Annotated in this window: 24 protein-coding genes; 12 read left to right on the top strand and 12 right to left on the bottom strand. The window is 70.5% G+C overall.

The features are described 5' to 3' along the window. Positions 1-34: 34 nt before the first annotated feature. From AC5020_RS08160 to AC5020_RS08135, 6 genes are all read left to right on the top strand, one after another. Positions 35-1,021 (top strand): DUF881 domain-containing protein, encoded by a 987-nt coding sequence (locus AC5020_RS08160; RefSeq protein WP_464987904.1) that lies wholly within the window; start codon positions 35-37, stop codon positions 1,019-1,021. Next, entirely contained in the window at positions 1,018-1,350 is a 333-nt protein-coding gene (locus AC5020_RS08155) for a small basic family protein (protein WP_377017106.1), read from the top strand. Before AC5020_RS08160 ends, AC5020_RS08155 begins: the two co-directional genes overlap by 4 nt. Then, positions 1,347-2,099, top strand: a complete 753-nt coding sequence (locus AC5020_RS08150) for a DUF881 domain-containing protein (protein WP_464987903.1) — start codon at positions 1,347-1,349, stop codon at positions 2,097-2,099. The genes AC5020_RS08155 and AC5020_RS08150 overlap by 4 nt, the downstream gene beginning before the upstream one ends. Positions 2,100-2,225: 126 nt before the next feature. Then, entirely contained in the window at positions 2,226-2,669 is a 444-nt protein-coding gene (locus tag AC5020_RS08145) for an FHA domain-containing protein (RefSeq protein WP_377017102.1), read from the top strand. A gap of 4 nt (positions 2,670-2,673) precedes the next feature. Beyond that, positions 2,674-3,366, top strand: coding sequence for a transcriptional regulator FtsR (gene ftsR / locus AC5020_RS08140; RefSeq protein WP_377793913.1), 693 nt, complete (start codon positions 2,674-2,676; stop codon positions 3,364-3,366). 141 nt (positions 3,367-3,507) lie between these two features. Then, complete coding sequence (locus tag AC5020_RS08135; protein WP_377017098.1) at positions 3,508-4,092, top strand: MerR family transcriptional regulator; 585 nt, start codon at positions 3,508-3,510, stop codon at positions 4,090-4,092. A 171-nt stretch (positions 4,093-4,263) separates the two neighbouring features. On the opposite strand, the gene AC5020_RS08130 is transcribed toward AC5020_RS08135, so the two are convergent. Then, positions 4,264-5,055, bottom strand: a complete 792-nt coding sequence (locus tag AC5020_RS08130; RefSeq protein ID WP_377017096.1) for a ParA family protein — start codon at positions 5,053-5,055, stop codon at positions 4,264-4,266. 95 nt (positions 5,056-5,150) lie between these two features. On the opposite strand from AC5020_RS08130, the gene AC5020_RS08125 reads away from it, so the two are divergent. Then, positions 5,151-6,170: a methyltransferase gene (locus tag AC5020_RS08125; protein ID WP_464987902.1), complete on the top strand. Its 1,020-nt coding sequence runs from the start codon at positions 5,151-5,153 to the stop codon at positions 6,168-6,170. Positions 6,171-6,232: 62 nt separating this feature from the next. Here the strand turns inward: AC5020_RS08125 and AC5020_RS08120 are convergent, their stop codons facing one another. The 5 genes from AC5020_RS08120 to AC5020_RS08100 form a co-directional block, all read right to left on the bottom strand. Beyond that, complete coding sequence (locus tag AC5020_RS08120) at positions 6,233-6,862, bottom strand: TIGR03085 family metal-binding protein (protein WP_377017092.1); 630 nt, start codon at positions 6,860-6,862, stop codon at positions 6,233-6,235. A 9-nt stretch (positions 6,863-6,871) separates the two neighbouring features. Then, a complete protein-coding gene (locus AC5020_RS08115; protein WP_377017090.1) occupies positions 6,872-7,873 on the bottom strand; it encodes a sugar phosphate isomerase/epimerase family protein in 1,002 nt (333 codons plus the stop codon). 80 nt (positions 7,874-7,953) lie between these two features. Continuing rightward, the gene (locus tag AC5020_RS08110) at positions 7,954-9,072 is read right to left on the bottom strand and encodes a Gfo/Idh/MocA family protein (RefSeq protein ID WP_494564410.1); all 1,119 of its coding nucleotides are present in this window, start codon (positions 9,070-9,072) and stop codon (positions 7,954-7,956) included. A gap of 101 nt (positions 9,073-9,173) precedes the next feature. Next, a complete protein-coding gene (locus AC5020_RS08105; RefSeq protein WP_464987900.1) occupies positions 9,174-10,283 on the bottom strand; it encodes a Gfo/Idh/MocA family protein in 1,110 nt (369 codons plus the stop codon). Then, positions 10,280-11,029: a sugar phosphate isomerase/epimerase family protein gene (locus AC5020_RS08100; RefSeq protein WP_464987899.1), complete on the bottom strand. Its 750-nt coding sequence runs from the start codon at positions 11,027-11,029 to the stop codon at positions 10,280-10,282. Before AC5020_RS08100 ends, AC5020_RS08105 begins: the two co-directional genes overlap by 4 nt. Positions 11,030-11,135: 106 nt before the next feature. Between AC5020_RS08100 and AC5020_RS08095 the strand changes: the two genes are divergently transcribed. After that, positions 11,136-11,957: a transglutaminase-like domain-containing protein gene (locus tag AC5020_RS08095; protein ID WP_464987898.1), complete on the top strand. Its 822-nt coding sequence runs from the start codon at positions 11,136-11,138 to the stop codon at positions 11,955-11,957. A gap of 24 nt (positions 11,958-11,981) precedes the next feature. Here the strand turns inward: AC5020_RS08095 and AC5020_RS08090 are convergent, their stop codons facing one another. Further along, positions 11,982-13,004, bottom strand: coding sequence for a PAC2 family protein (locus AC5020_RS08090; protein ID WP_464987897.1), 1,023 nt, complete (start codon positions 13,002-13,004; stop codon positions 11,982-11,984). Between the two features lie 96 nt (positions 13,005-13,100). Next, a complete protein-coding gene (locus tag AC5020_RS08085; protein ID WP_464987896.1) occupies positions 13,101-13,904 on the bottom strand; it encodes a TSUP family transporter in 804 nt (267 codons plus the stop codon). 69 nt (positions 13,905-13,973) lie between these two features. Between AC5020_RS08085 and AC5020_RS08080 the strand changes: the two genes are divergently transcribed. Beyond that, the gene (locus AC5020_RS08080; RefSeq protein WP_464987895.1) at positions 13,974-14,597 is read left to right on the top strand and encodes an HAD-IA family hydrolase; all 624 of its coding nucleotides are present in this window, start codon (positions 13,974-13,976) and stop codon (positions 14,595-14,597) included. Here the strand turns inward: AC5020_RS08080 and AC5020_RS08075 are convergent. Next, on the bottom strand, positions 14,559-15,377 hold the full coding sequence (locus tag AC5020_RS08075; RefSeq protein ID WP_464987894.1) for a DUF8692 domain-containing protein: 819 nt from the start codon (positions 15,375-15,377) through the stop codon (positions 14,559-14,561). The genes AC5020_RS08080 and AC5020_RS08075 overlap by 39 nt on opposite strands. A 294-nt stretch (positions 15,378-15,671) precedes the next feature. Here AC5020_RS08075 and AC5020_RS08070 point away from each other — a divergent pair, with 294 nt between their 5' ends. The 3 genes from AC5020_RS08070 to AC5020_RS08060 are packed head-to-tail and all read left to right on the top strand — an operon-like array spanning position 15,672 to position 19,334. Further along, entirely contained in the window at positions 15,672-18,050 is a 2,379-nt protein-coding gene (locus tag AC5020_RS08070) for an ABC transporter permease (RefSeq protein WP_464987893.1), read from the top strand. Beyond that, complete coding sequence (locus tag AC5020_RS08065; protein WP_464987892.1) at positions 18,047-18,724, top strand: ABC transporter ATP-binding protein; 678 nt, start codon at positions 18,047-18,049, stop codon at positions 18,722-18,724. Before AC5020_RS08070 ends, AC5020_RS08065 begins: the two co-directional genes overlap by 4 nt. Positions 18,725-18,764: 40 nt before the next feature. Next, positions 18,765-19,334, top strand: coding sequence for a maltokinase N-terminal cap-like domain-containing protein (locus AC5020_RS08060; protein ID WP_464987891.1), 570 nt, complete (start codon positions 18,765-18,767; stop codon positions 19,332-19,334). Positions 19,335-19,588: 254 nt separating this feature from the next. Here the strand turns inward: AC5020_RS08060 and AC5020_RS08055 are convergent, their stop codons facing one another. The 3 genes from AC5020_RS08055 to AC5020_RS08045 all read right to left on the bottom strand — a co-directional run. Further along, positions 19,589-19,996, bottom strand: a complete 408-nt coding sequence (locus AC5020_RS08055; protein ID WP_464987890.1) for a VOC family protein — start codon at positions 19,994-19,996, stop codon at positions 19,589-19,591. Next, a complete protein-coding gene (locus tag AC5020_RS08050; RefSeq protein WP_464987889.1) occupies positions 19,993-20,841 on the bottom strand; it encodes a CPBP family intramembrane glutamic endopeptidase in 849 nt (282 codons plus the stop codon). The genes AC5020_RS08055 and AC5020_RS08050 overlap by 4 nt, the downstream gene beginning before the upstream one ends. A gap of 344 nt (positions 20,842-21,185) precedes the next feature. Then, a partial coding sequence (locus tag AC5020_RS08045) for an MFS transporter (protein WP_464987888.1) occupies positions 21,186-21,850 on the bottom strand: 665 nt, incomplete at its 5' end.

Raw genomic sequence — 21,850 nt, 5'->3', positions numbered from 1 at the left:
CTCCCGGCCCCGTCAGCACCAGTAGTCTGCTGATATGCGTGCCCCGAAGCGGTCGACTCCGGGGTCGACCCCACGGTCGACCCCTCACGGCGAGACGCCGTACTCGCCGGCGTCGCTGCTGCGCGCCCTGACCGCGAACCCCTATGACGTCGACGAGCTGCGGATCCACGGCGGGACGCACACGGAGGATGCCCCGCCGGACAACCGGGCCACCCGCACCATCACCCTGCTGCTGGCCCTCCTGCTCGGCTTCGCCGTCGCTGTCGCGGTCACCGACCTGCGCCGGGACGCAGCAGCCGATGACAGCCCCCGCACCCTGCTCGAGGCGGAGGTGCGCGAGACCCGCACCGAGGCCGACGAGCTCGAGGCCCGCCAGGAGACGCTGGAGAGCGACGTGGCCGCCGCGCAGGGGGAGGTCCTGGACAGCGCCGATTCAGGCGCCTCGCAGCGACTGGCCTCCTACGAGATCGCCAGCGCCGGGGTGGCCATGGCGGGCCCCGGGGTGACGCTGACTCTCGAGGACTCGGCCCCGCTGCCGGCCAGTCCCGGGGTCGAGAGCGGCACCGTCAACCGGGTCACGGACGGGGATCTGCAGATCGCGGTCAACGGACTGTGGGCGGCGGGCGCCGAAGCGGTAGCCATCAACGGGCACCGGCTCAGCACCACCAGCGCGATCCGCACGGCCGGATCCGCCGTGCTCGTCGACTTCCGTCCCTTGTCGCCGCCCTACGTCATCACCGCTCTCGGGGACCCCGAGGCGCTGCGATCCGGGGTCGAGGACGGTGAGACGGGGGAGTACCTCACCGAGGTCTCCACTCGCTTCGGCGTGCGTTACTCCTGGGAGAGCAGCGACGAGCTCACCGTGCCCGCTCGCTCCGTGGGCTCGCTGCGGGAAGCCGACGTGATCGAGTCCGAGCGCGACGGGCCCGACGGCGGCGCTGCGTCGGACTCTGCCGATTCATCTGCCGATACCGCCCCCGACCCCGCTGACGACAGCGGGTCCCGGAAGGACTCCGAATGATCGCCATCATCGGCCTCGCCCTGGGCATCGTGCTGGGCGTCGTCGTCCAGCCCGACGTGCCCGCCGCCCTCCAGGCTTACCTGCCGATCGCGGTGGTGGCCGCGCTCGACACCCTCGCGGGCGGGCTGCGCGCCAGCCTCGACGGGCTCTTCGACGCCCACGTCTTCATCACCTCGTTCCTGTTCAACGTGCTGATCGCGGCCTTCCTCGTGTTCCTCGGGGACCAGCTGGGCGTGGGCGCTCAGCTGTCGACGGCGGTGATCGTGGTGCTCGGCATCCGCATCTTCTCCAACGCCGCGGCGATCAGGCGCCTGCTCTTCCGCTCATGAGCGACGGCACGCGCATCCCCGAGAGCCCGGAGCAGCAGAAGCTGATCTGGCGGCGGCTCCGCGGCAAGCTGCGTCCCCGCGCCACCTGGTCACAAGGGATCGTCGGGCTGCTCTGCGTGCTGCTGGGCCTGTCCATCGCCGCCCAGGTGCGCCAGAGCGACGATTCCCTGGAGGGCGCCTCCCAGCAGGAGCTGGTGCGGCTGCTGGATGAATCCGGGCGACACGTCGCCGGGCTCGAGGCGGAGAACGCCGAGCTCGAGAGCACGCTGGAGACCCTGCGCTCGGGACAGGACGACGACGCGGCCGCGCAGGAGGCCGCCGAGGATCGACTGGACGATCTCGAGATCCTCGCCGGCACCGCTCCCGCCCACGGCCGCGGGATCGTCGTCTCCATCGCGGATCCCGACGGCGGCGTGCGGTCCTCGACCCTGCTCGGTGTGATCCAGGAGCTGCGCAACGCCGGCGCCGAGGTGATCCAGGTGGGCGAGGTCCGCGTGGTCGCCTCCACCGCGGTCACCACCGACGCCGACGGTGCTCTGGTCGTCGACGGCACCGTCGTGCCCGCCCCGTACACGATCCGTGCCATCGGCGACCCCGCCGTGATGGAGCCGGCGCTGCAGATCCCCGGCGGCGCGGCCGACTCGGTGGCCGGCGACGGCGGAACGCTCGCCGTGGCGACCGAGGATGACGTCCGGATCGAGGCGACCGTCGAGCTCAGCGAGCCGGAACACTCACGAGTGGTCAAGTGATCGTCAAATTCTGACCCTGTCCCAGCAGGAACGGCGCTGGTGACCGATCCGGCGTGCGAAGATGGGCGGGCCGTATCCTGTTCGCTCACGGAACAGGGTCCGCTGCAGGCCAGGAAGGGGTGCGGGGTGTCCGGGAACACCGACTGGAACGACGAGAATCTCGACCACACGTCGAAGCTGAGCGCGATATCGCCCAGCGACGCGGTCGACGACGCCGAGCCCGGACTCTCAGCCCAGGATCGCCGCGCGATCGAGAACCTGCCCCCGCACAGCGCTCTGCTGATCGTGCGCAAGGGCCCCAACCTCGGCGCGCGCTTCTTGCTCGACTCGGAGACCACGATCGCCGGTCGCCACCCCAACTGCGAGATCTTCCTCGACGATGTCACCGTCTCGCGCAAGCACGCCGCCTTCGTGCGCGACGGGGAAGGGTTCCTGGTCCGCGATCTGGGATCGCTCAACGGCACGTACGTGGGCAAGGACCGCGTCGACGAGGTGCGTCTTCAGCCCGGCCAGGACGTCCAGATCGGCAAGTACCGCCTGACGTACCACCCCTTCCTCGGGAAGGACTGAGTCGATGCCGGCCTCCGCATCGCGCAGGCCGAGCTCGTCCGGGGCTGCACGGCTGAGCATCGGTCAGGTGCTCGAGATCCTCCGCGACGAGTTCCCGGACCTGTCCCACTCCAAGCTCCACTACCTGGAGTCCGAGGGGTTGATCGCCCCCGAACGCACCTCCGCGGGTTACCGCAAGTACACCCGCGAGGACGTCGACCGGCTCCTGTTCGTCCTGCGTGCCCAGCGCGACCGGTTCTGGCCGCTGAAGGTCATCAAGGAGCATCTGCTCGAGCACGGGGTCGACTCCGAGGTCACCTCCATCGCCTCCCGTCCCGGACCCAGCTCCACCATCCAGGCCGTGCGTCTGGACCGGCGCGGGCTGATCCGTCAGGCCGCGATCGACGAAGAGTTCCTGGCCGAGCTCGAGCAGTACGGCCTGCTGGCCGAGGGCGCCATGTTCTACGGTGCGGCCGAGCTCGAGATCGTCACCGCCGCCCGCGACCTCGCCGACGAGGGCCTGCACCCGCGCCACCTGGTCATGCTGCGCACCTCGGCCGAGCGCGAGGCCCACATGATCCGGTCCGTCGCCAGGCCGCGGTCGCGCTCCGGGGATGCCGCAGCCCGCGGAGGTGCCGAAGATTTCGCCCGTGACCTGGGAGAATCGATGATCTCCCTGCACAGCGCGGTGCTGCGCACGAAGCTGCGGGACACCTGAGGGCCGCCCGGAAGAGTGCTGAGAGTCGTCACCAGTCCGTGATCTTCGACCGGCGAGTTGCTGTTCGCCGACGGGCAGTACGCGCTACTGTTGTCGCGTGCTCTCGTCTTCCCCTCGGAGAGCCGGATACCGGAGGTAGCTGTGAACGCCACTCGCGGCGAGGATCGCACTGAGCAATCCACCGTGCCCGCCGAGCCCGCGCAGGGCGTCCTGTTCGACGATGTCGTGGACACGCCAGGCGAACTCGGCTATCGCGGTCCGGCTGCCTGCAAGGCAGCCGGCATCACCTACCGTCAGCTCGACTACTGGGCGCGCACCGGCCTGGTCAAGCCGGGCGTGCGGGCGGCGTCCGGTTCCGGCAGCCAGCGTCTGTACGGATTCCGCGACATCCTCGTGCTCAAGGTCGTCAAGCGCCTCCTGGACACCGGGGTCTCGCTCCAGCAGATCCGCATCGCCGTGACCGCACTGCGCGAGCGCGGCATCGACGACCTCGCCCAGATCACCCTGATGAGCGATGGCGCCTCCGTCTACGAATGCACCTCGGCGGAGGACGTCTTCGATCTTGTCCAGGGTGGTCAGGGAGTCTTCGGCATCGCCGTCGGCCGCGTCTGGCGCGAGGTCGAGAACGACCTGGCCGTGCTGCCCGGTGTGGACCCCGCCGACGACGCCGCCCTCGCCCTCCAGGACGAGCTGGCCGCGCGTCGCCGATCCCGCCAGGCCGGCTGACCAACGCAGTTTCCGACAGAGCGGCGAGCCCCCGGGAAGGGGCTCGCCGCTTCTGCATGCCGGGACAGGACGTACGGACCCTGTTCGAGTGGTCGCGCGCTCGCATGCGGTCGCACCCGGATCCGGCCATCACGCCGGATCGGGCGGGCGGGATCAATCGGGCGGGCCGGATCAGGAGTGCTGGCGAGAATCCAGCACGGTCTTCAACAGGGCGTCGAAGTCCTCGGTGAGTCGCCTGCCCGAGGCACCCTCGTAGCGGTGCAGCGGCACGGCGCCGCCCTGTGCCTGCTGGAGCCCCACCCGTTCCTCGATGACCGGCTCGAGCACGGCGTCGCCGAAGAGGTCCCGCAGTTCGGCCAGGCGGTACTGGTGCTCGACCGACCGCGGACGGTAGCGGTTGACCACGAGTCCCAGCGGCAGCAGCCGCGGCGCGATCCCGTCCTCACGCATCTCCGCGGCGAGCTTGAGCGCACGATCGGCGGCGGTGACGGCGAAGAACCCGGGCTCGGCGACCACCAGGGCGCGATCCGAGGCGGCCAGGGCCATCTGCGTCAGGCCGTTCAGCGAGGGCGGGCAGTCGATCAGCACGATGTCGTACTGGTGGGTGCGCTTGTCCAGCGCGTCCCGCAGGCGCCGCACATCCTTGGGATGCGGAGTGGGGGAATCCATCACGGAGGACCGGCTGGAGCCCGGGATGATGTCCAGGTGCGAGCCCGCATCGGTCGCCCACGGCGTGGAGATGATCGAACGGTCGATCGTCTCCGTGCGCGGCGAGGAGACCACCTCGGCGATGTCGACCGTGGAGGACGGTTCACCCAGCAGACCCAGCGTGGTGTCGCCCTGGGGGTCGAGATCGATGACGAGGGCGTTCACCCCCTGGTGCAGGGCCGCGGAAGCCAGGCCCAGGGTCACGGACGTCTTGCCGACGCCGCCCTTCAGGGAACACACACTCACGATGAACACGGAGGGAGTCTACCGACCCGACCCTGATCACCGCGGACGCGACAGGCGGTAACCTGCGTGAATCGTGCCTGGAGCACAGTGAGGAGGGCCCGACGATGTCGCATGTCACCCATGAACTCGTGCTCGAGGTGCTCGAGGGGTGCGCGCACAGCGCGCTCGAGGAGGCCCAGCGCCTCGGACCGGCCCGTGCGGCCGGCCCCACGGAACTCGCGCTCACGACGGAGGACCTCGACGCGGTGCGGGGCCTGCGCCGCGTGGTGGCCGCCTCGACGAGCGTGACCGTTCCCGCGCGCCGGCCTCGTGAGCTGCTCGACACCTCCGTCCAGCAGCGGATCGGGGACCTGCTGGCGGACATCGGCCGCCAGCGGCCCCGACAGCGCTTCACCGGGCTGCGCCTGGAGGCCGCGGGCTCGCACACCCCGGACATGCGGCGCCTGGCCGACGCCTTCGCCGAGCACGCGGGAGTCGAGGTCGATGAGGACGGCGACCTGGTGGTGAGGGTGCGCCGCGGTGCAGGGCCCGGTACGTGGCAGGTGCTGCTGCGCACCACCCCGCGCCCGCTGTCCACCAGGGCCTGGCGGACGGTCGATTATCCCGGCGCGGTGAACGCGACCATCGCCGCGACGGTGCTCGACCTCCTGGAGGTGGGTGCTGAGGACCACCTGCTCGACATGACCTGCGGGTCAGGGACGTTCCTGATCGAACAGCTCGCCGTGGCCGCTCCCGCCCGGACGATAGGGGTGGACCTGAACCCGGCGGCGATCGACGCCGCCCAGCAGCACCAACGGGCCGCACGCCGCCGGGGCCGGATCGACTGGATCACCGGGGACGTGCTCACAACGGACCTCGACCCCGGCTTCACCAGGCTCCTGACCAACCCGCCCTGGGGAACCCTGCACGGGGAGCACGAGAGCAACGAGCGACTCCTGGCCGACCTGCTGGATCGCGGCGCCGAACTGGCCGCACCGGAGGCGAGGATGGGCGTGCTGACGCATGAGATCACGCGGATGCACCGCGTGCTCGAGCGGCCGGGCCTGCCCTGGCGTCCCGTGGGGGAGCACCGCTTCTTCCAGAAGGGGCACCATCCGCGGCTGTTCCTGCTCGAGCGCGGCTGAGCTGCCGGGCACGGCGACGGCGGGGCCGACGGGTCGCACCGTCGGCCCCGCCATCACCGCGGTCACAGACCGCGTCGGCCCTCCTCGAGCGCCTGCACGCCGCCGTCGTCGCCGTCGATCCGGACCTGTGCGACCTCGTCGCGGCCCGAGACCCACAGCAGCAGTTCGAGCGGATCGCCGTGCACGCGCACGCTGCCGGCCGGCCGGCGGGAGCGCAGCCGTCTCCCGCCGTGCGGGGCGACCAGCGTGACGTCGGCCGGAACCCGTACGGCCACCGGGGCCAGCAGCGAGAGAGCGCGCCACGCCTTCGCCTGCGTCGCCTCTGGCAGCGCTCGCGGCTCCCATCCCGGCTGTGCCCGGCGCAGGTCCTCGTGATGGATCAGCAGCTCGCCCTCCCCGCTGAGGGAGTCGACCGTGCCCGCGAAGGACAGCGGTCCCGGGCCCGCGCGGAACAGGTCCACGAGATCGCCCCAGGTCCGGGCGCGGAGCTGCTGCCGGGCCTGCTGGGCGCGACGGCCCAGCTCTCCCGGCAGTCTCGGCCCCACCATCAGGTGCGGGTAGCGCTCCCGGAGCAGCAGGTGCTCGAGCAGCTCGGGAGCGCCCCAGCCCGGCAGGATCGTCGGCGCCTCGGGACCGAGGTCGGCGAAGGTCGCCGCGAAGGCCCTGCGCTCGTCACTCGCGGGCGTCGCCATCGTCGCTCATCAGCCCTGGTTGCTGAACGCGGCGTCGAAGGAGACCTCGGAGACCGGGTAGTCCAGGCTCTCGAGCACCTCGATCGCCTCCTTGGCCCCGTGCAGACGATCCATGCCCGCGTCCTCCCACTCGATGGAGATCGGACCCTCGTAGCCGATCGAACGCAGCGCGCGGAAGGCCGCATCCCACGGCACGTCGCCGCGGCCGAAGGAGACGAAGTCCCAGCCACGGCGAGGATCGCCCCAGGCCAGGTGGGAACCCAGGCGGGTGTTGCGACCGGTGACCCGCACCCGGATGTCCTTGCAGTCGACGTGGTAGATGCGGTCGGCGAAATCGGTGATGAAGGAGACCGGATCGATCTCCTGCCACATGAAGTGGGAGGGGTCCCAGTTCAGGCCGAAGGCCTCGCGGTGACCGATCGCCTCGAGCGTGCGCTGGGTGGTCCAGAAGTCGTAGGCGATCTCGGAGGGGTGGACCTCGTGGGCGAAACGCACCCCGCACTCGTCGAAGACGTCGAGGATCGGGTTCCAGCGGTCGGCGAAGTCCTGGTAGCCGTCGTCGATGACGTCCTGGCCCACCGGCGGGAACATCGCCACGTACTTCCAGATCTTCGAGCCGGTGAAGCCGACGACGGTCTTCACGCCCATCTTCTGCGCCAGGCGGGCGGTGTTCTTCATGTCCTCGGCCGCGCGCTGGCGGACGCCCTCGGGATCACCGTCGCCCCACACCTCGGAGCCGACGATCGCCTGGTGGCGGAAATCGATCGGATCGTCGCAGATCGCCTGGCCCTTGAGGTGATTGGAGATGGTCCAGCACTTCAGCCCGTGCTTGTCGAGGATGCCCAGGCGGTCGGCGACGTAGTCGTCGTCATCCCAGCGGGAGGCGTCGAGGTGCTCGCCGGAGACGGCGATCTCGAGGCCGTCGTAGCCCCAGCCGGCGGCGAGCTCGGCCACCTCGTCGAGGGTGAGATCGGCCCATTGGCCGGTGAACAGGGTGTGCGGATGAGCCATGGTGGTGATGCTCCTTCTGCGGTGAGCGATATCGAGTGCGTTCGGCGTGGAGGGGGCCGGCCGCGTTTCGGCGGCCGGGGTCAGAGGGTGATGGTGGCGCCGTCGGCGGCATCGGAGGAGATGACGGCGTCGAGCACGCGCTGTAGCGCCAGCCCGTCGGCGAAATCGGGGGAGTAGCCGGTGGCGTCCTCGCCTCCGCGGTCGCGGATGGCCACCAGCAGGTCGCGCGCCTGGTTGGAGAACGCGTTCTCCCAGCCCAGCACGTGCCCCTGCGGCCACCAGGCCTCGAGGTAGGGGTGCTCGGGCTCGGTCACCAGCACGCGCGCGAACCCCTGCTCGGCGATCGGCCGGGTCGCGTCGAGGAACCACAGCTCGTTGGGGTTCTCCAGGCTGAACTTCAGGGCGCCCTTGCTGCCGTAGAGCTCGACGGTCAGCTGGTTCTTGGCGCCGTTGGCCATGCGCGAGACCTCCACGGAGGCGACCGCGCCGCCATCGAGCTCGAGGGTGGCCCACGCGGCGTCGTCGACGGTGACGTCCTCGGGGCCGTCCGGCCCGGGACGCTGGGGGACCACGGTGGCCAGTCGTCCGCGCACCGCGGTGACCTTCTGTCCGGTCAGGTGCTGGACCTGATCGATGGCGTGGGATCCGATGTCGCCGAGCGCACCGGAGCCCGCGGTCTCCTTCCGCAGCCGCCAGTTCATGGGGGCGGTCTCGTCGACCAGCCAGTCCTGGAGGTAGGCGGCCTTGGCCTGGCGGATCTGTCCGAGCTTGCCGTCCTGGACGAACTGCTTGGCCAGCGCCAGTGCCGGGACGCGACGGTAGGTGAAGCCGAGCGCCGCGATCTGGCCGCGCGCAGTGGCGGCCTCGGCCGCCTCGACCATCGCCTCGGCCTCGGCGGTGTCGTTGGCCAGGGGCTTCTCGCACAGCACGTGCTTTCCGGCCTCGAGGGCGGCGATGGCGATCTCCGCGTGGAGGAAGCCGGGGGTGCAGATGTCGACGATGTCGATGTCGTCACGGGCGATGACCTCGCGCCAGTCGGTGGCGTGCTCCTCCCACCCCAGGCGGCGTGCCGACTCCGCCACCGCCTCCTCGTCACGGCCGACGATGACGCGCCGGGCGACGTCGGGAACCTCGAAGGCGGCGCCGACGGTGCGCCAGGCCTGGGAGTGGGCGCGGCCCATGAAGGCGTAGCCGATCATGGCGACGCCGAGAGGCCGGCCGGAGGGGAGGTTGGGGGTGTCGGACACAGGGGTCTCCTTCGAGAAGTGCGTGCTCGGTCGGTTGCGGGCGAGGTCAGCGGTCACAGAGTCGAGAGGTGGGGGTCGAAGTCCGCGTCGAGCAGGTCGGGTGCGGTCACCGTGGAGGACACGGTCACCGCACCGTCCACGGTGGTGGCCTCCTCGAGACTGATCATGACGTCCAGGACGTGGGCGGCCAGCTCCCCGGTGAGGCGGTGCGGCCGGCCGGCGCGCAGGGCCCGCGCCATCTCCAGCGTTCCCAGGCCGCGCCCGCCGACGGCGCCGACGGGCTCGCGCTCGGTCCAGTCGTCCTCCCCGCGCATCGCGATGCCGGAGACGCCGGAGAACTGGTTGGGATCGGGCAGGGCGATGGTGCCTGCGGACCCGGCCAGCTCCAGCACGTGCGGACGGTCCAGCGCATCGTCGAAGGAGAACTCGACCGCGGCGGAGGCGCCGCCGGCGAAGCGCAGCAGCCCCTGGACGCGGGTGGGGACCTCCACGGCGAACGACTCACCGGCACGCGGGCCCGACCCGATCGTGCGGGTGTCCCGGGACCGCGATCCCACCGCGGAGACGGAGACCACGGGCCCGTAGGCCAGCACCAGGGTGGTCAGGTAGTAGGGGCCCATGTCGTACAGCGGCCCGGCGCCGGCCTGGAACAGGAAGTCCGGGTTGGGGTGCCAGGACTCGGGACCGGGGGAGCGGAACTGAGCGAGCGCGGAGCGCGGCTCGCCGATCTCCCCGGCCCGCACGGCACGCAGCGCCGATTGGACGCCCGCGCCCAGGACCGTGTCAGGTGCGCCGCCGATGCGGAGGCCCTGACGACGGGCGTGCTCCAGCAGGTCGGCCGCGTCCTCGCGGGTCGTCGTCAGCGGCTTCTCGCTCCACACGTGCTTGCCGGCGGAGAGGATGTCGCGGGAGACGGCGTGGTGGGCTGCGGGGATCGTCAGGTTCACGACGATCTCGATCTCAGGATCATCGAGCACGGCCTCGACCGGGCCGTGCCCGGCGATGCCGTACTCCTCGGCGCGCGCGGCGGCGGCCTCGGGCCGCAGGTCACCGAGGGCGCGGACGTCGATGTCCGGGTAGGTGGTCAGCTGGCCGAGGTACTGGGCGGCGATGACGCCGGCTCCGATGATGCCGACGCCGACGGGTCCGGTGGTCCCGCTCATGCCTGGGTGCCCTGCAGGTGGGAGGCCAGCTGCGCGAAGGAGCGGCTGACGGCCTCGAAGATGTCCCCGGAGTGGTCGTCGAACTCGATCACGCCGGTCTCGAGCCAGGGGGCGGCGGCGAGGATCGCGGGAACGTCCATCTCGCCCTCGCCGAGTGGAAGCTGATCCTTGACGTCACCCTGCAGGTGGCCGTCCTTGAGATGTGCCAGCTGCACGCGCTGGCCGAGACGTCCCAGCAGTTCCGCCGGATCGGTGCGGCCGACGGCCGCCCAGAACGTGTCCAGCTCCAGGACGACGCGGGGGTCGAGGTGATCGGCGAGCACCTCCAGACCGCAGCGGCCCTCGAAGACCGGCCGGGCCTCGTGGTCATGGTTGTGGTAGCCCACGCGCACACCGTTCTCGGCGGCCACCGGGGCGAGGGCGTTCAGACGCTCGGCGGTCGCCTTGATGTCGTCCTCGCGGGTCCAGTGCTCCCGGCCCCAGTGCGGGTCGATCACCGTGCGGACCCCGAGGCCGGCCGCGGTCGCGAGCACCCGGGCCGGGTCCTCGGCACCCAGGAGCGAGACGTGGGCCGAGGGGGCGTCGAGGCCGTGCTCGGCCAGCAGCGGCCCCAGCGTCTCGGCGTGCTCCATCAGCCCGAAAGGCTCCACATGGGTGAATCCGATGCCGGAGAGCCGCTGCAGGGTGGCGGCCGGGTCGGCCGCGAAGGCTTCTCGCACGCTGTAGAGCTGGACGGAGATCTGCACTGACTGCTCCTCAGGTTCGACTGTGACCCGATCCGATACCGGGATGACCACACTATGTCGGTGATCACGTCCGGGCAAAGACGGTCCGTTCCGCAGCGAGCCTGCGATGGGAGAGACTGAGAGCGTGGAGAGACATGTGCGCGCGTGGATGACAGCGGAGGTCGCGGCAGGGACGGACATCGCCCTGCTGGTGGCCGTCTCTCGGGCACCGGTGGCGCAGGAGTCGCTGACGGTGCTGGCGGGGTCCCGGCCGCATCCGGTCACCGAGACCCGGGACCGCTTCGGCAGCAGACTCCACACCGTTACCGGGCTGCCGGCCGGGCAGGTGGAGATCGTCTACGCCGCCCGCGGCATCATCCCCGCCCCGGTCCCGCACCCCGTTGACGTGGACGCCGAGACGGCCGAGCACCTGCGCCCCTCGCGGTACTGCGAGGTCGACGAGTTCACCGGGATCGCCCGCGAGATCGTCGGCGGGCGCACCGGGATCGAGGCCGCCGACGCCGTCGTCGACTGGGTCGGCGATCAGCTCGACTACGTCCCCGGCTCCAGCACCGTCACCGATTCCGCGCGCACCACCTACGACTCCCGACAGGGGGTGTGCCGCGACTACGCGCACCTGACCGTGGCGCTGCTGCGTGCCAGCGGCATCCCGGCGCGGTGCGCCTCGGCGTACGCCCCAGGGCTCAGTCCGATGGACTTCCATCTCGTGGTCGAGGCCCTGGTCGAGGGGACCTGGCTCGTGCTCGACTCGACCCGTCTGGCGCCGCGTGCCTCGATGGTGCGCATCGCGACCGGGCAGGATGCGGCGGACACCGCCTTCATGACCACGCTGGCCGGCAACGTGACGCTGACGGGGATCCAGGTCACCGCCGTCGCGGACCCGGAGCTGCCCCGCGAGGATCCGCGGGAACGGCTGTCGCTGCGCTGAGCAGCCGCTCCCGCAGCGCGACCCTCAGAGACCGGAGCCGGACGAGTCCTGATCCGAGGAGGAGTCATCCTCGTCCAGCTGCGGATCCTCTGCGACCGGGGAACCGTCGGCGTCGGGCCGCCCATCGTCCGGGGCCGGCGCGTCGCCGTCTGTCCCGTCGTCCCCGTGGTCCTCGGCGATCCCGGCCAGGTAGTTCTCCACCTCGGCGGCGATGTCATCGGCCGTGGGGACCTCGGCTCCGGCGCCGGAGGTGATCATCCGGTCGAAGCGCTGCTCGAGCCCCTCGACCATCTCCTGCAGCTGCGGCGCCTGCTCGACCTGAGCGGCGACGGCCTCGCGCACCGGCCCGGCCTGGGCCTCGAGCGCGTCGACCGGCACGTGCGGGCCCTTCTCCTGACCGATCGCCGTCAGCAGCGCGATCGCCGCGTCGGGGTAGGACATCTCGTGGAGGTACTGCGGCACGTGCACCACCAGACCGACCACCTCGTGACCGGCGTCGGCCAGACGCATCGTCAGCAGCGCGGTGAACGGCGCGCGCAGACGGAAGGTGCCGGGCATGGTGCGGCGCACGGCGATGGACTGCGGGTTGCCCGCGAAGCGCGTCACCGGCAGCTCACGCGTGTGGGGGACAGGTGCCGGGAAGCCCTGCACCAGCAGGGTGCGCTCGATGCCGAGCTGATCGACGACGATGCGCAGCGCATTGGCCACACGCTCCCACTGGAAGGACGGCTCCGGGCCGGTGAGCAGGAAGAACGGCTCACCGTCGGGGTCGGTGACCTCGTGCAGCAGGATCTCGGGCTTCTCGTAGTCCGAGAAATGGTCCAGCTCCAGGGTGACCTCGGGGCGGCGACCGGCGTAGTCGTAGACCTGGTCCATGTCCAGACGGCCGACGACGCGGCTGGGCAGGGTGTTGAGCAGGTGATCGTCGACCAGGTCCTGGGCGTTACCGGCATCGCTGAACGCGCCGAGGGTGACCAGGAGCGTGCGGGCGCGCAAGGAGCGCGAGTCGACGTGACGCTCATAGCTGAACAGTGTCGTCGGATCCATCGTGACCTCCAGGCAACGGGCCGCCGGCTGGGCGGCAGGTGGTGACTGAAAGGACAACGACACGAGGCAGGGGAGTATTCCCCCCGAAGCCTCATCTCAGGTGATGAGCGCCACTGTGTCCACGGCCAGTCGCAGCGCGAGGGCCCCGGTGACGATCAGGAACACGATCCGCACGAAACCGGAGCCGAACCTGATCGCGAGACGCGCACCGAGATAGCCGCCGAGCACGTTGGCGATGGCCATGACGGCGCCCAGTAGCCACCACACCTCGCCCTGGATCCCGAACACCAGCAGGGCGCCGATGTTGGTGGTGAGGTTGGCGAGCTTGGCGTGCACGCTGGCCTCGAGGAAGCCGTACCCGAGGACGGCGACCATCAGGATGATGAAGAAGCTGCCGGTGCCGGGCCCGAGGATGCCGTCGTAGAGGCCGACGACGGCGCCGATGCCTCCGGATCGCAGGATGTGGGCGCGGCCGGTGTGCCGCGGATCGTGGACCAGGCCCATCGCCGGTCGCAGCAGTGTGTACAGGCCGACGGCGATCAGGGCCACCAGGACGATGGGGGAGAGCCACGGTCGGGGGATGAAGGTGGCCAGCCCGGCACCGCCGGCACTGCCCAGCAGGGCGCACAGCACCAGCGGTATCGCGGTCACCGCGATCGGCGTGATACGACGCACATAGGTCCACGAGGACACCGCGGTCCCGGCGGCGGAGGCGACCTTGTTGGTCCCCAGCACCGTCGCGGTCGAGGTGTCGGCCGGCAGCGCCGTCAGCAGCGCCGGCAGCTGGATCAGACCGCCCCCGCCGACCACGGCGTCCACCCAGCCCGCGAGGAAGGCGGCTCCGATCAGCAGCACCAGGGTCAGCGCGGAGAGCTGGAGCAGCTGATCGAGGAGAGGCACGGCGCAAGTCAACACCGCGGTGGCCGGGACGACCAATCGGGACGTCGCGCAGGCTGTCACACTGCCGGTATGCGAGCAGTGATCTGGGACCTCGGCGGGACGCTGGCTGATACCTATCCGGATGTGGACCGAGCCCTGGCCTCCGCCATCCACCGCGATGTCGACGATGACGCCCTGCACGAGGTCGCACAGCTGACCCGCGTCTCCAGCTCCCATGCGATCAGGACTCTCGCCGAGCGTCACGGAGTCTCGGAGCGGCGGCTGCGCGTGGCGTACCAGGCGACGAAAGAGCACTGGCAGGTGCATCCACCGCCGGCGATGGACGGTGCCCACGAGGTGACCGGCACGGTCCGCAAGAGCGGCGGGTTGAATCTCGTGGCCACGCACCGCGACCGGGAGAGCGCGCGCCTGCTGCTCGAGGCCCTCGATCTCCCGATCGATGACATGGTCTGCGCACCGGAGGGTTTCGCCCGCAAGCCGGACCCGGAGATGGTCGAGGCTCTGCTCGAACGGCACGGCCTGGCGGCGGGGGAGTGCCGTGCCGTGGGCGACCGCCCCGGTGACGTGGAGGCCGCGGCGTCCGCCGGAATCCCGGCGTTCTTACTGGTCACGCCCGGTGTCGAACTCACTGCCGCCAGCGGACGCCGGATCACGTCACTTCGTGAGCTGCTGCCGGAGATCTCCGGGTTCTGAGGCCGTCGAGCGGTCGGGGCCCGGCAGCGGCGATGCAGGACGCTGCCGCACGTCAGGATCCAGGCGCAGGGTGCCGTGGGCGGCGTCGCGCTGGATCAGGCTCAGCACCGAAGCCAGAGCCACGGCGATCCCGGACATCTCGAACAGCTCCTCGATCATCGTGCCGTAGATATAGGCGTTATCGACCACGTGGTCATTGCGCGCGAGGATCATCCCGTTGACGGTCTCCACGCCGAGGGCGCCGGTGAGGAACAGTGCGCCGGCCACGATGATGCCGATGCGGGCTCGACGAGGGAGCGAGAACACCAGTCGCATCAGGACAAGAGCGATCATGAGACCGATGGGTGCGCCGAGCAGGACCCAGGTGAATCCCAGGTCGAACGGCAGTCTGGCGGCGAGCCAATCACCGGGGACGTCGAGTCGCTCGTGCAACTCGAGATACTCGTCGATCGACGCGAGCAGGCCGACCGCCGCGAACACCCACCAGGATCTGCGGAACACCGGGCGCGTCGCGGCGATCGCGGAGGCGAGAGCGCCCAGCAGCATCCACATGCCCGAGGCATACCACGTGGCCATGTTGTATTCGCGTCCCACGTCGAAGTACCAGAAGACGACATGAAGATTCCGTGAGATCAGCCCGGTGGAATTCTGATGGCCCAGGAGCGAGACCAGAGCGATCACGATGATCCCCACGGCAACGATGATCAGCCACAGCGCCACACGACGAAGGGGGAGCGGCCGGAAGGAGGCGTTGCCGGGCGGGGCGGTCGGTGGCGTCATCGGGTCAGAATATGAACAAAGAGTGTTCTCGCGGTGAACGCGCGCCGTCCGGATCTCCACGTCCTGGCCGGGTGCAGCGGGGAGACGGCGACAACCGTGAAGGCTCGAGCCCCCAGCCGCTCCCGGACGCGCTCTCGGCCGGCCGTCGTGCGGGGTATCCCCCGAGCGGTGCGGGGGATCACCGGATTTCTCGGCTGACCTGGCCACGAGCCATTCCCCTGCGGCGAGGCCGGGCCTAGATTGACGGCATCCGCCGCGCCTCCGGCCGGGAGTATCCACCGGAAGGACCAGCCCATGCCCGGCCTCGCCACCCTCCGCCGCCTTCGTCGCGACATCGCCGTCGCCGCGACGCTCACCGTGCTGCTCGCCGTGGCCGTGGTGTGCGCTGTCGCCGCGGCCGGTCTGATGGCCCGCCTGGCCGGCGCGTCGACCGCTCTGCTCGACCAGGCCGACGCCCCGCACCTGGCGCAGATGCACGCCGGGGAGCTCGACGCCGGTGCGGTGGACGCTTTCGCGGCCGAGCGCCCGGAGGTCACGGCTCACCGGACGCAACTGCTGCTGGGTCTGGACGGCTCCCAGCTCAGCTTCGACGGCGTCGGCCAGGACAGCAGCATCCAGCAGAACTCCCTCACGGTCCCGTCCGCCGAGAGCGACCTCATGCTCGATCTGGACGGGCAGGCCGTGACCGAGGTGCGACCGGGGACGATCTGGTTGCCGGTGATGTACCGGATCGAGGACGGCCTGCGAACCGGTTCCGAGGTGACCATCACAGGGCCGGACGGCTTCGCCCGCGACCTCGAGGTCGCCGGCTTCTTCCGCGACTCCCTCATGAACACGCCTCTGGCGAGCTCCAAGCGGTTGCTGGTCAGCGAGCAGGATCTAGCCGAGATCGCCGACCGCACCGGCAGCACCGAGTACCTGATCAGCTTCTGGCTCCAGGATCCGCAGACGCAGGTCTCCGCCGTGCGCACCGCCTACCAGGTGGCGGATCTGCCGGAGGACGGGCCGATGGTGGACCGCCAGGCGTTCATGCTGTTCGCCGTGCTCGGAGACGGCCTGGTGGCCGCCGCCGTGCTGGGCGCGGCCCTCGTGGTGCTGGCGATCGCGCTGATCTGTGTACGGCTGGCGCTGGCGACCGCGCTGGCGCGGGAGCGTCGCGAGATCGGGGTCCTGCGTGCCCTCGGGATCCGCCGCGCTGACCTGCGCCGCGCCTATCTGCTGCGCTACGGAACGATCGCCCTGGCCGCGACGATCATCGGGCTGCTCGGAGGTATCCCGCTCGGTTCCGCGCTCGCCGCGGATCTCACGGCGTACTCGGGCCCCACCGGCGGGGCAGCGGTCCTGCTGGCACCCGTGGTCGCAGCGCTCGCGGTGCTGATCGTGGCACTCGCCGGTGTCTCCCTGATGCTGAGGCGCATCCGTCGGATCGACCCCGTCGAGGTGCTGCGCGGAGCGGCGAGCGGCGCGGCAGGCTGGAGCGGGCCGAGGCGGGCACACGGTCTGTTCGGGCTGTTGAGCCTGCACAGTTCGCCCCTGCCCGTCCCGCTGCTGCTGGGACTGCGCACGCTCGTGCGGCGCGCCGGCTCGTCGTTCATGCTGCTGACGGTCTTCACGCTGTGCACCGTGCTGGCGGCGGCCCCGACCGGGGTGGCATCGACCCTCACGTCACCGGGGATCGTCACAGCGATGGGTATCGGTCGGTTCGACGTCCGGATCGACGTTCCGCTCGCCGGGGAGGTCGACTCCTCGGTGCACGAGCGTGCCCTCGCCGCCGTCGCCTCGGATCCCCGCATCGAGGAGTACGCGGCCAGAGTGAGCACCCGCCACCTGGTCGAGGTCGAGGACGGCCCTCCGCTCAATCTCCCCATCGAGTCCGGTGACCACACGGTCCTGCCCGTCCAGTATGCCGAAGGCCGCGCGCCGACGGCCGACGAGGAGATCGCCCTCAGCCTGGTCGCGCTGGCCGAGACCGGCGCGAGCCTGGGCGACACGCTGACCGTGCGGACAGCGGCCGGGGCCCGGCCGCTGCGGGTCGTCGGCGCCTACCAGGACGTCACCCAGGGCGGGCTGACCGCCAAGGCTCAGCTGCCCACCGCGCAGGAGGAGGTGCAGTGGTCCGTGATCGCCACGCGCCTGGCACCCGGTGCGGACCAGGAGGCGCTGATCGCCGACCTCGCCGCCGCCCTGCCGGAGGCCACGGTGGGGGATGTGAGCATGTATCACCAGCAGCTGCTGGGCGAGATGGCTGGGGGCATGACGCGAGCGGCGACGGCCGCGGCCGCGGTCGCGGCGGCGCTCGCGGGACTGATCGCCGCGCTGGTCACGCGCATGGTGCTGGCCGAGGACGCGCGCCAGCTCGACACCCAGCGTGCCCTCGGCATCCCGCGCGACGTGCGCCGCAGCCCGTACCTCGTGCGCATGCTGGCCGCACTGCTGCTGGCCCTGCCGCTGGGACTGCTGCTCAGCCAACTCATCGCACAGGGCGGACTGAACGTGATGATCGAGGCCATGACCGGGGGACTGGCCACGCTCGGTCAGGGCACCAGCCGCATCACCCTGCACCGTGCGCCCGTGATCGTCCTGGTCGCCATACCCCTGGTGCTTGCCGTTGCCGTCACCGTCGCGACCCGACTGGCCACCATCGAACGCACCACGAGGAGAGGACCATCATGAGTGAAGACGCGCTGCGCGCCCGAGGGGTGAGCCACCACGTCGGAACCACACAGCTGCTGCACGAGATCGATCTCGAGGTCGGTGCGGGGGAGTTCGTGGCCGTCTCCGGCCCCTCCGGCAGTGGCAAATCCACGCTGCTGCAGACCCTCAGCGGCATGTCCCGGCCCAGCACCGGCAGCATCGAGCTCGGGGGAGAGGAACTGACAGCGCTGGGGGACGAGCAGCTCGCCGCGCGCCGGCTGCACCGGATCGGTGTGGTCTTCCAGCAACCGGAACTGCTGCGCGACCTCACGATGCTGGAGAACGTGGTGCTGCCCGGCCGCGCGGCCCGTCGGGCATCCCGGGCCCAGGTCACGGCGCGGGCTCGTGAGCTCCTGGAACGGATGGGGGTCGCGGACCTGGAGAGCCGCTTCGCGGACGAGGTCTCCGGAGGTCAGGCGCAACGCGTGGGCATCTGCCGAGCTCTGATCAATGAACCGGAGATCGTGTTCGCCGACGAACCCACCGGCGCTCTGGACTCGCGCGCCGCAGGGGAGGTGCTGGTCCTGCTGCAGGCCATCGCGGCCGACGGCACCGCGGTGGTCATGGTGACCCACGACCCGCGGATGGCTGACGGCGCGGATCGGGTGATCGAGCTGCTGGACGGGAGGATCGTACCGCCCGTCGCGGCGTAGGCACCGCGGTGCGAAGTCCGCGCCGCGATAGGTTGGCACCATGGCGACGATCCACCAGGCCGAGCTGACCCCGAGCAAGTCCGACATGCTGCGCACGTTTCTGGAGTCCCGGTCGTGGGGCGAGGCGGGGGAGCTCGAGGTGCTGGGTGCCTACCGCTTCGATGACCCCGAGGGCGAGGTCGGCATAGAGTGCCATGTGGCACGCGTGGGGGAGACGATCTTCCACCTGCCGCTGGCGTACCGCGGCGCGCCCGTCGCCGACGCGGAGGAGCACCTGATCGGTCTCATGGAGCACTCGGTGCTCGGGCAGCGCTACGTCTACGACGGGCTGCAGGACGAGGTCGTCCTGGATTGTTTCCGGCGGGCGCTGTGCGGTCAGCAGCAGCAGGCCGAGCTGGAGATCGTCGACGCGGAGGGAAAGCCGGCAGGCAGTCGTGCCCATTCCGTCACGCTGAGTCTCGAGGTCGATGAGGGTGAAGAGCTGCCGAGCGCCGAGACGCTGCTGGACGGTGCGCCGTTCACCGTCGTGCGGACCGTCGGCGAGCTGGATGGCACCGTGCGTCTCGTGGCGGCCTGGTCTGACGGCAGCGGCGTCGTCGCGGCGTACTGAGACTGCGCTCCGGAGTGGGACTGCGTACCGGAACTCGTTGCTGTCACTGGGGAGTTGCGTCCGATGAGCGTGGTCCTGGGCTGGAGGGGAGCGCCGGTCGGGAAGCTCGAGAGGGCCTATGGTCGGCTGCTTCCACTCCACTTTACATAACGTACATTATCGGCGGTTCATTGGGAGGGGCGGAGCGGTCGATCTCGTGCAGCTCGCTCTGCGCACTCTCGATGAGCAGAGCGCCACATGCAGGCACACGCCTCTCAGCGCGTCTGGACGAACTTCAGCTGGTGCCCCTCGGGATCGCGCACCCAGGCGAACCGAAGCCTGCCATCCGGCGAGCGCGTCGGGTCGACCAGACTGCGTGCACCGACGGAGACCGCGCGCTCATGGGCCGCGTCCACGTCCTCGCACCACAGTGCGATCTCCGCGGACGGCGTACCCGGTGTCGTCACGCCCAGCCTCACGAGCTCGTTCGCTGTCGCCGCCGACGTCAGCGCGATCCGCGTGCCCGCGGCGTCGATCTCCACATGGGTCGGCGGACCGTCCTGCGGCGTGCGAAACGCTTCAGCGAAGCCGAACGCCGTGTAGAACGCGAGGCACTGCTCGACGTCCTCGCAGAAGAGGTTCACCTGGATCCGACTGACCTGGACCTGTGTGACCGGGTTCATGATTCGAGCGTACGACGCTCGTGGCGGGCCCGACGCTCCATGAGCCACACGATGACGACGGCGAGCACGTCGACCGCGATGAAGAACAGCATGAACGGCCCACCCATGCCCACCGAACGATCGATGGTGAAGCCGCCGCCGTCGGCGAACAGGGCCGCCAGCAGCATCATCACCACGTTGTTCGCGACGTGGAAGGCGATCGGAGCCTCGAGCCCCCTGCTGATCACGGCCATGGCGGCCATGCTGGCGCCGAACAAGGTGTAGTAGGCGAACAGCCACGGATCGGCGGACAGATGCACGGTGCCGAACACGAGGCTGGAGCCGGCCAGCCCGACGACGACGGCCGCGCGGGCCGGCCGGATCCACGAAGCCACGGCCGGCATGATGGCCCCGCGGAACGTGATCTCCTCGGCGGCGGCCTGCAGCGGCGTCGTCAGCACGACGGCCGCGATCAGGGCGATCGTCGTGCCCGAGACGGCGAAGCCGCCGAGGCCTGCCGTCGACGGGTCGACTAGCGACATCACGGCAGTGGCCACGAGGACCAGGGCGCCGAAGACCAGCAGGTACAGCCCGCCACGACCGAACCGGACGCGCCCGTCCGCCTGGAGCAGGCGGCGCCATGGGGTGCGGCTCAGCCAGGCGGTCAGGATCAGGGTGGGCACCGCCATGATGACGAGGCTGGCGTTCGTCGCCAGCAGCATCAGCGGCGTCATCTGCAGGTTCTCCGGATCACGGTCGAACAGCAGCACCTCGGCGATCATCGCGGCGATGCCGAGCACGAAGCTCGTCCCGACCATGAGGACCACCGCGGCGACGACGATCACCAGAGGCTTCCACCAGCTCATCCGGACATGCGCACCGAACGGCCGGTTCGGGGCGGGATGGGATGGGTGTGCGGAGCCGGTCGGCAGACCGGGAGCCGCGGGGGCTGCGCCGTCCGGGGCGACGGCGGGTGCGGTTCCGACGGGCTGCCGCGGCATCGATGCGTCCGGGCCGGGGGTCTGATCCGGGCCGGGGCTCGGATGGGGACGAGCTGAGGAGGAGGATGCGATGTTCATGCTCCCAGGCTGGCGCCTCTCCCCTGGCTCTGCCATGGCGTTTCGGCGGCTCAGCGCTCCGTCCCGTGGCCGGTGTTCGACGCCGCCGCCTACGACCTTCGTCGTCCCCGCCCGTCGGACGGGGTGATGAGTCAGCCGCGCACGGCGGTCGCGCCGCTCCCCCGGCCCGCGGCGATGAACCAGCACACCGAGATCGTGCAGCCGATCACCATCGTCACCGCCATCGGCAGCGAGGAATGCGTGCCCGCGATGCCCACCAGGGGTGCCGCGATGGAGGCGGAGAAGGAGAAGCCCAGGCCCAGCATCGCCGAACCGGTCCCGGCGAACTCCCGCGCCTGATCGGCGGCCAGAGCGCCGCCGTTGCCGAAGATCAGCCCCTGCGGGGCCACGGTGAAGAAGAACGCCGGCAGCACGATCCAGGCGGGCGTATCCAGGAACAGGCTGCCGATCAGCAGGGAGAAGCTCGCCGAGGACACCAGGATCAGGCCCACCCGGATCAGGCGGCGCGGATGGATCGTATGCGTCAGGCGCGCCGAGAGCAGGGACAGCGCCATCATTCCGCAGGAGTTGATCGCGAAGCTCACCGAGTACTCGGTGGAGGTGAACCCGAGCATCTCCTGGACCACGAACGACGAGGCGGAGACGTAGGCCATCAGCGCGAACGCGGAGAAGGCGTTGACCAGCATGTAGGCGACGAAGATCCGTCGGCCCAGCAGCGTGCGGCAGTTTCGCAGGAACGTATGGAATCCCCCGGAATGGCGGCGCGAGACCGGCAGCGATTCGGGAATCCGCACCA

The sequence above is a fragment of the Brachybacterium sp. SYSU DS0246 genome, from assembly GCF_059391765.1.
Note: the sequence above shows the minus strand (reverse complement) of the source record. Positions and strands in the feature narration are given on the sequence as shown.

What these genes read in the sequence shown, in the direction of transcription:
- AC5020_RS08160 (WP_464987904.1), top strand. Translation starts at nt 35, where the DNA reads ATGCGTGCCCCGAAGCGGTCGACTCCGGGGTCGACCCCACGGTCGACC.
- AC5020_RS08155 (WP_377017106.1), top strand. Translation starts at nt 1,018, where the DNA reads ATGATCGCCATCATCGGCCTCGCCCTGGGCATCGTGCTGGGCGTCGTC.
- AC5020_RS08150 (WP_464987903.1), top strand. Translation starts at nt 1,347, where the DNA reads ATGAGCGACGGCACGCGCATCCCCGAGAGCCCGGAGCAGCAGAAGCTG.
- ftsR (WP_377793913.1), top strand. Translation starts at nt 2,674, where the DNA reads ATGCCGGCCTCCGCATCGCGCAGGCCGAGCTCGTCCGGGGCTGCACGG.
- AC5020_RS08125 (WP_464987902.1), top strand. Translation starts at nt 5,151, where the DNA reads ATGTCGCATGTCACCCATGAACTCGTGCTCGAGGTGCTCGAGGGGTGC.
- AC5020_RS08120 (WP_377017092.1), bottom strand. Translation starts at nt 6,862, where the DNA reads ATGGCGACGCCCGCGAGTGACGAGCGCAGGGCCTTCGCGGCGACCTTC.
- AC5020_RS08115 (WP_377017090.1), bottom strand. Translation starts at nt 7,873, where the DNA reads ATGGCTCATCCGCACACCCTGTTCACCGGCCAATGGGCCGATCTCACC.
- AC5020_RS08110 (WP_494564410.1), bottom strand. Translation starts at nt 9,072, where the DNA reads ATGATCGGCTACGCCTTCATGGGCCGCGCCCACTCCCAGGCCTGGCGC.
- AC5020_RS08105 (WP_464987900.1), bottom strand. Translation starts at nt 10,283, where the DNA reads ATGAGCGGGACCACCGGACCCGTCGGCGTCGGCATCATCGGAGCCGGC.
- AC5020_RS08095 (WP_464987898.1), top strand. Translation starts at nt 11,136, where the DNA reads ATGGGAGAGACTGAGAGCGTGGAGAGACATGTGCGCGCGTGGATGACA.
- AC5020_RS08090 (WP_464987897.1), bottom strand. Translation starts at nt 13,004, where the DNA reads ATGGATCCGACGACACTGTTCAGCTATGAGCGTCACGTCGACTCGCGC.
- AC5020_RS08080 (WP_464987895.1), top strand. Translation starts at nt 13,974, where the DNA reads ATGCGAGCAGTGATCTGGGACCTCGGCGGGACGCTGGCTGATACCTAT.
- AC5020_RS08075 (WP_464987894.1), bottom strand. Translation starts at nt 15,377, where the DNA reads ATGACGCCACCGACCGCCCCGCCCGGCAACGCCTCCTTCCGGCCGCTC.
- AC5020_RS08070 (WP_464987893.1), top strand. Translation starts at nt 15,672, where the DNA reads ATGCCCGGCCTCGCCACCCTCCGCCGCCTTCGTCGCGACATCGCCGTC.
- AC5020_RS08065 (WP_464987892.1), top strand. Translation starts at nt 18,047, where the DNA reads ATGAGTGAAGACGCGCTGCGCGCCCGAGGGGTGAGCCACCACGTCGGA.
- AC5020_RS08060 (WP_464987891.1), top strand. Translation starts at nt 18,765, where the DNA reads ATGGCGACGATCCACCAGGCCGAGCTGACCCCGAGCAAGTCCGACATG.
- AC5020_RS08055 (WP_464987890.1), bottom strand. Translation starts at nt 19,996, where the DNA reads ATGAACCCGGTCACACAGGTCCAGGTCAGTCGGATCCAGGTGAACCTC.
- AC5020_RS08050 (WP_464987889.1), bottom strand. Translation starts at nt 20,841, where the DNA reads ATGAGCTGGTGGAAGCCTCTGGTGATCGTCGTCGCCGCGGTGGTCCTC.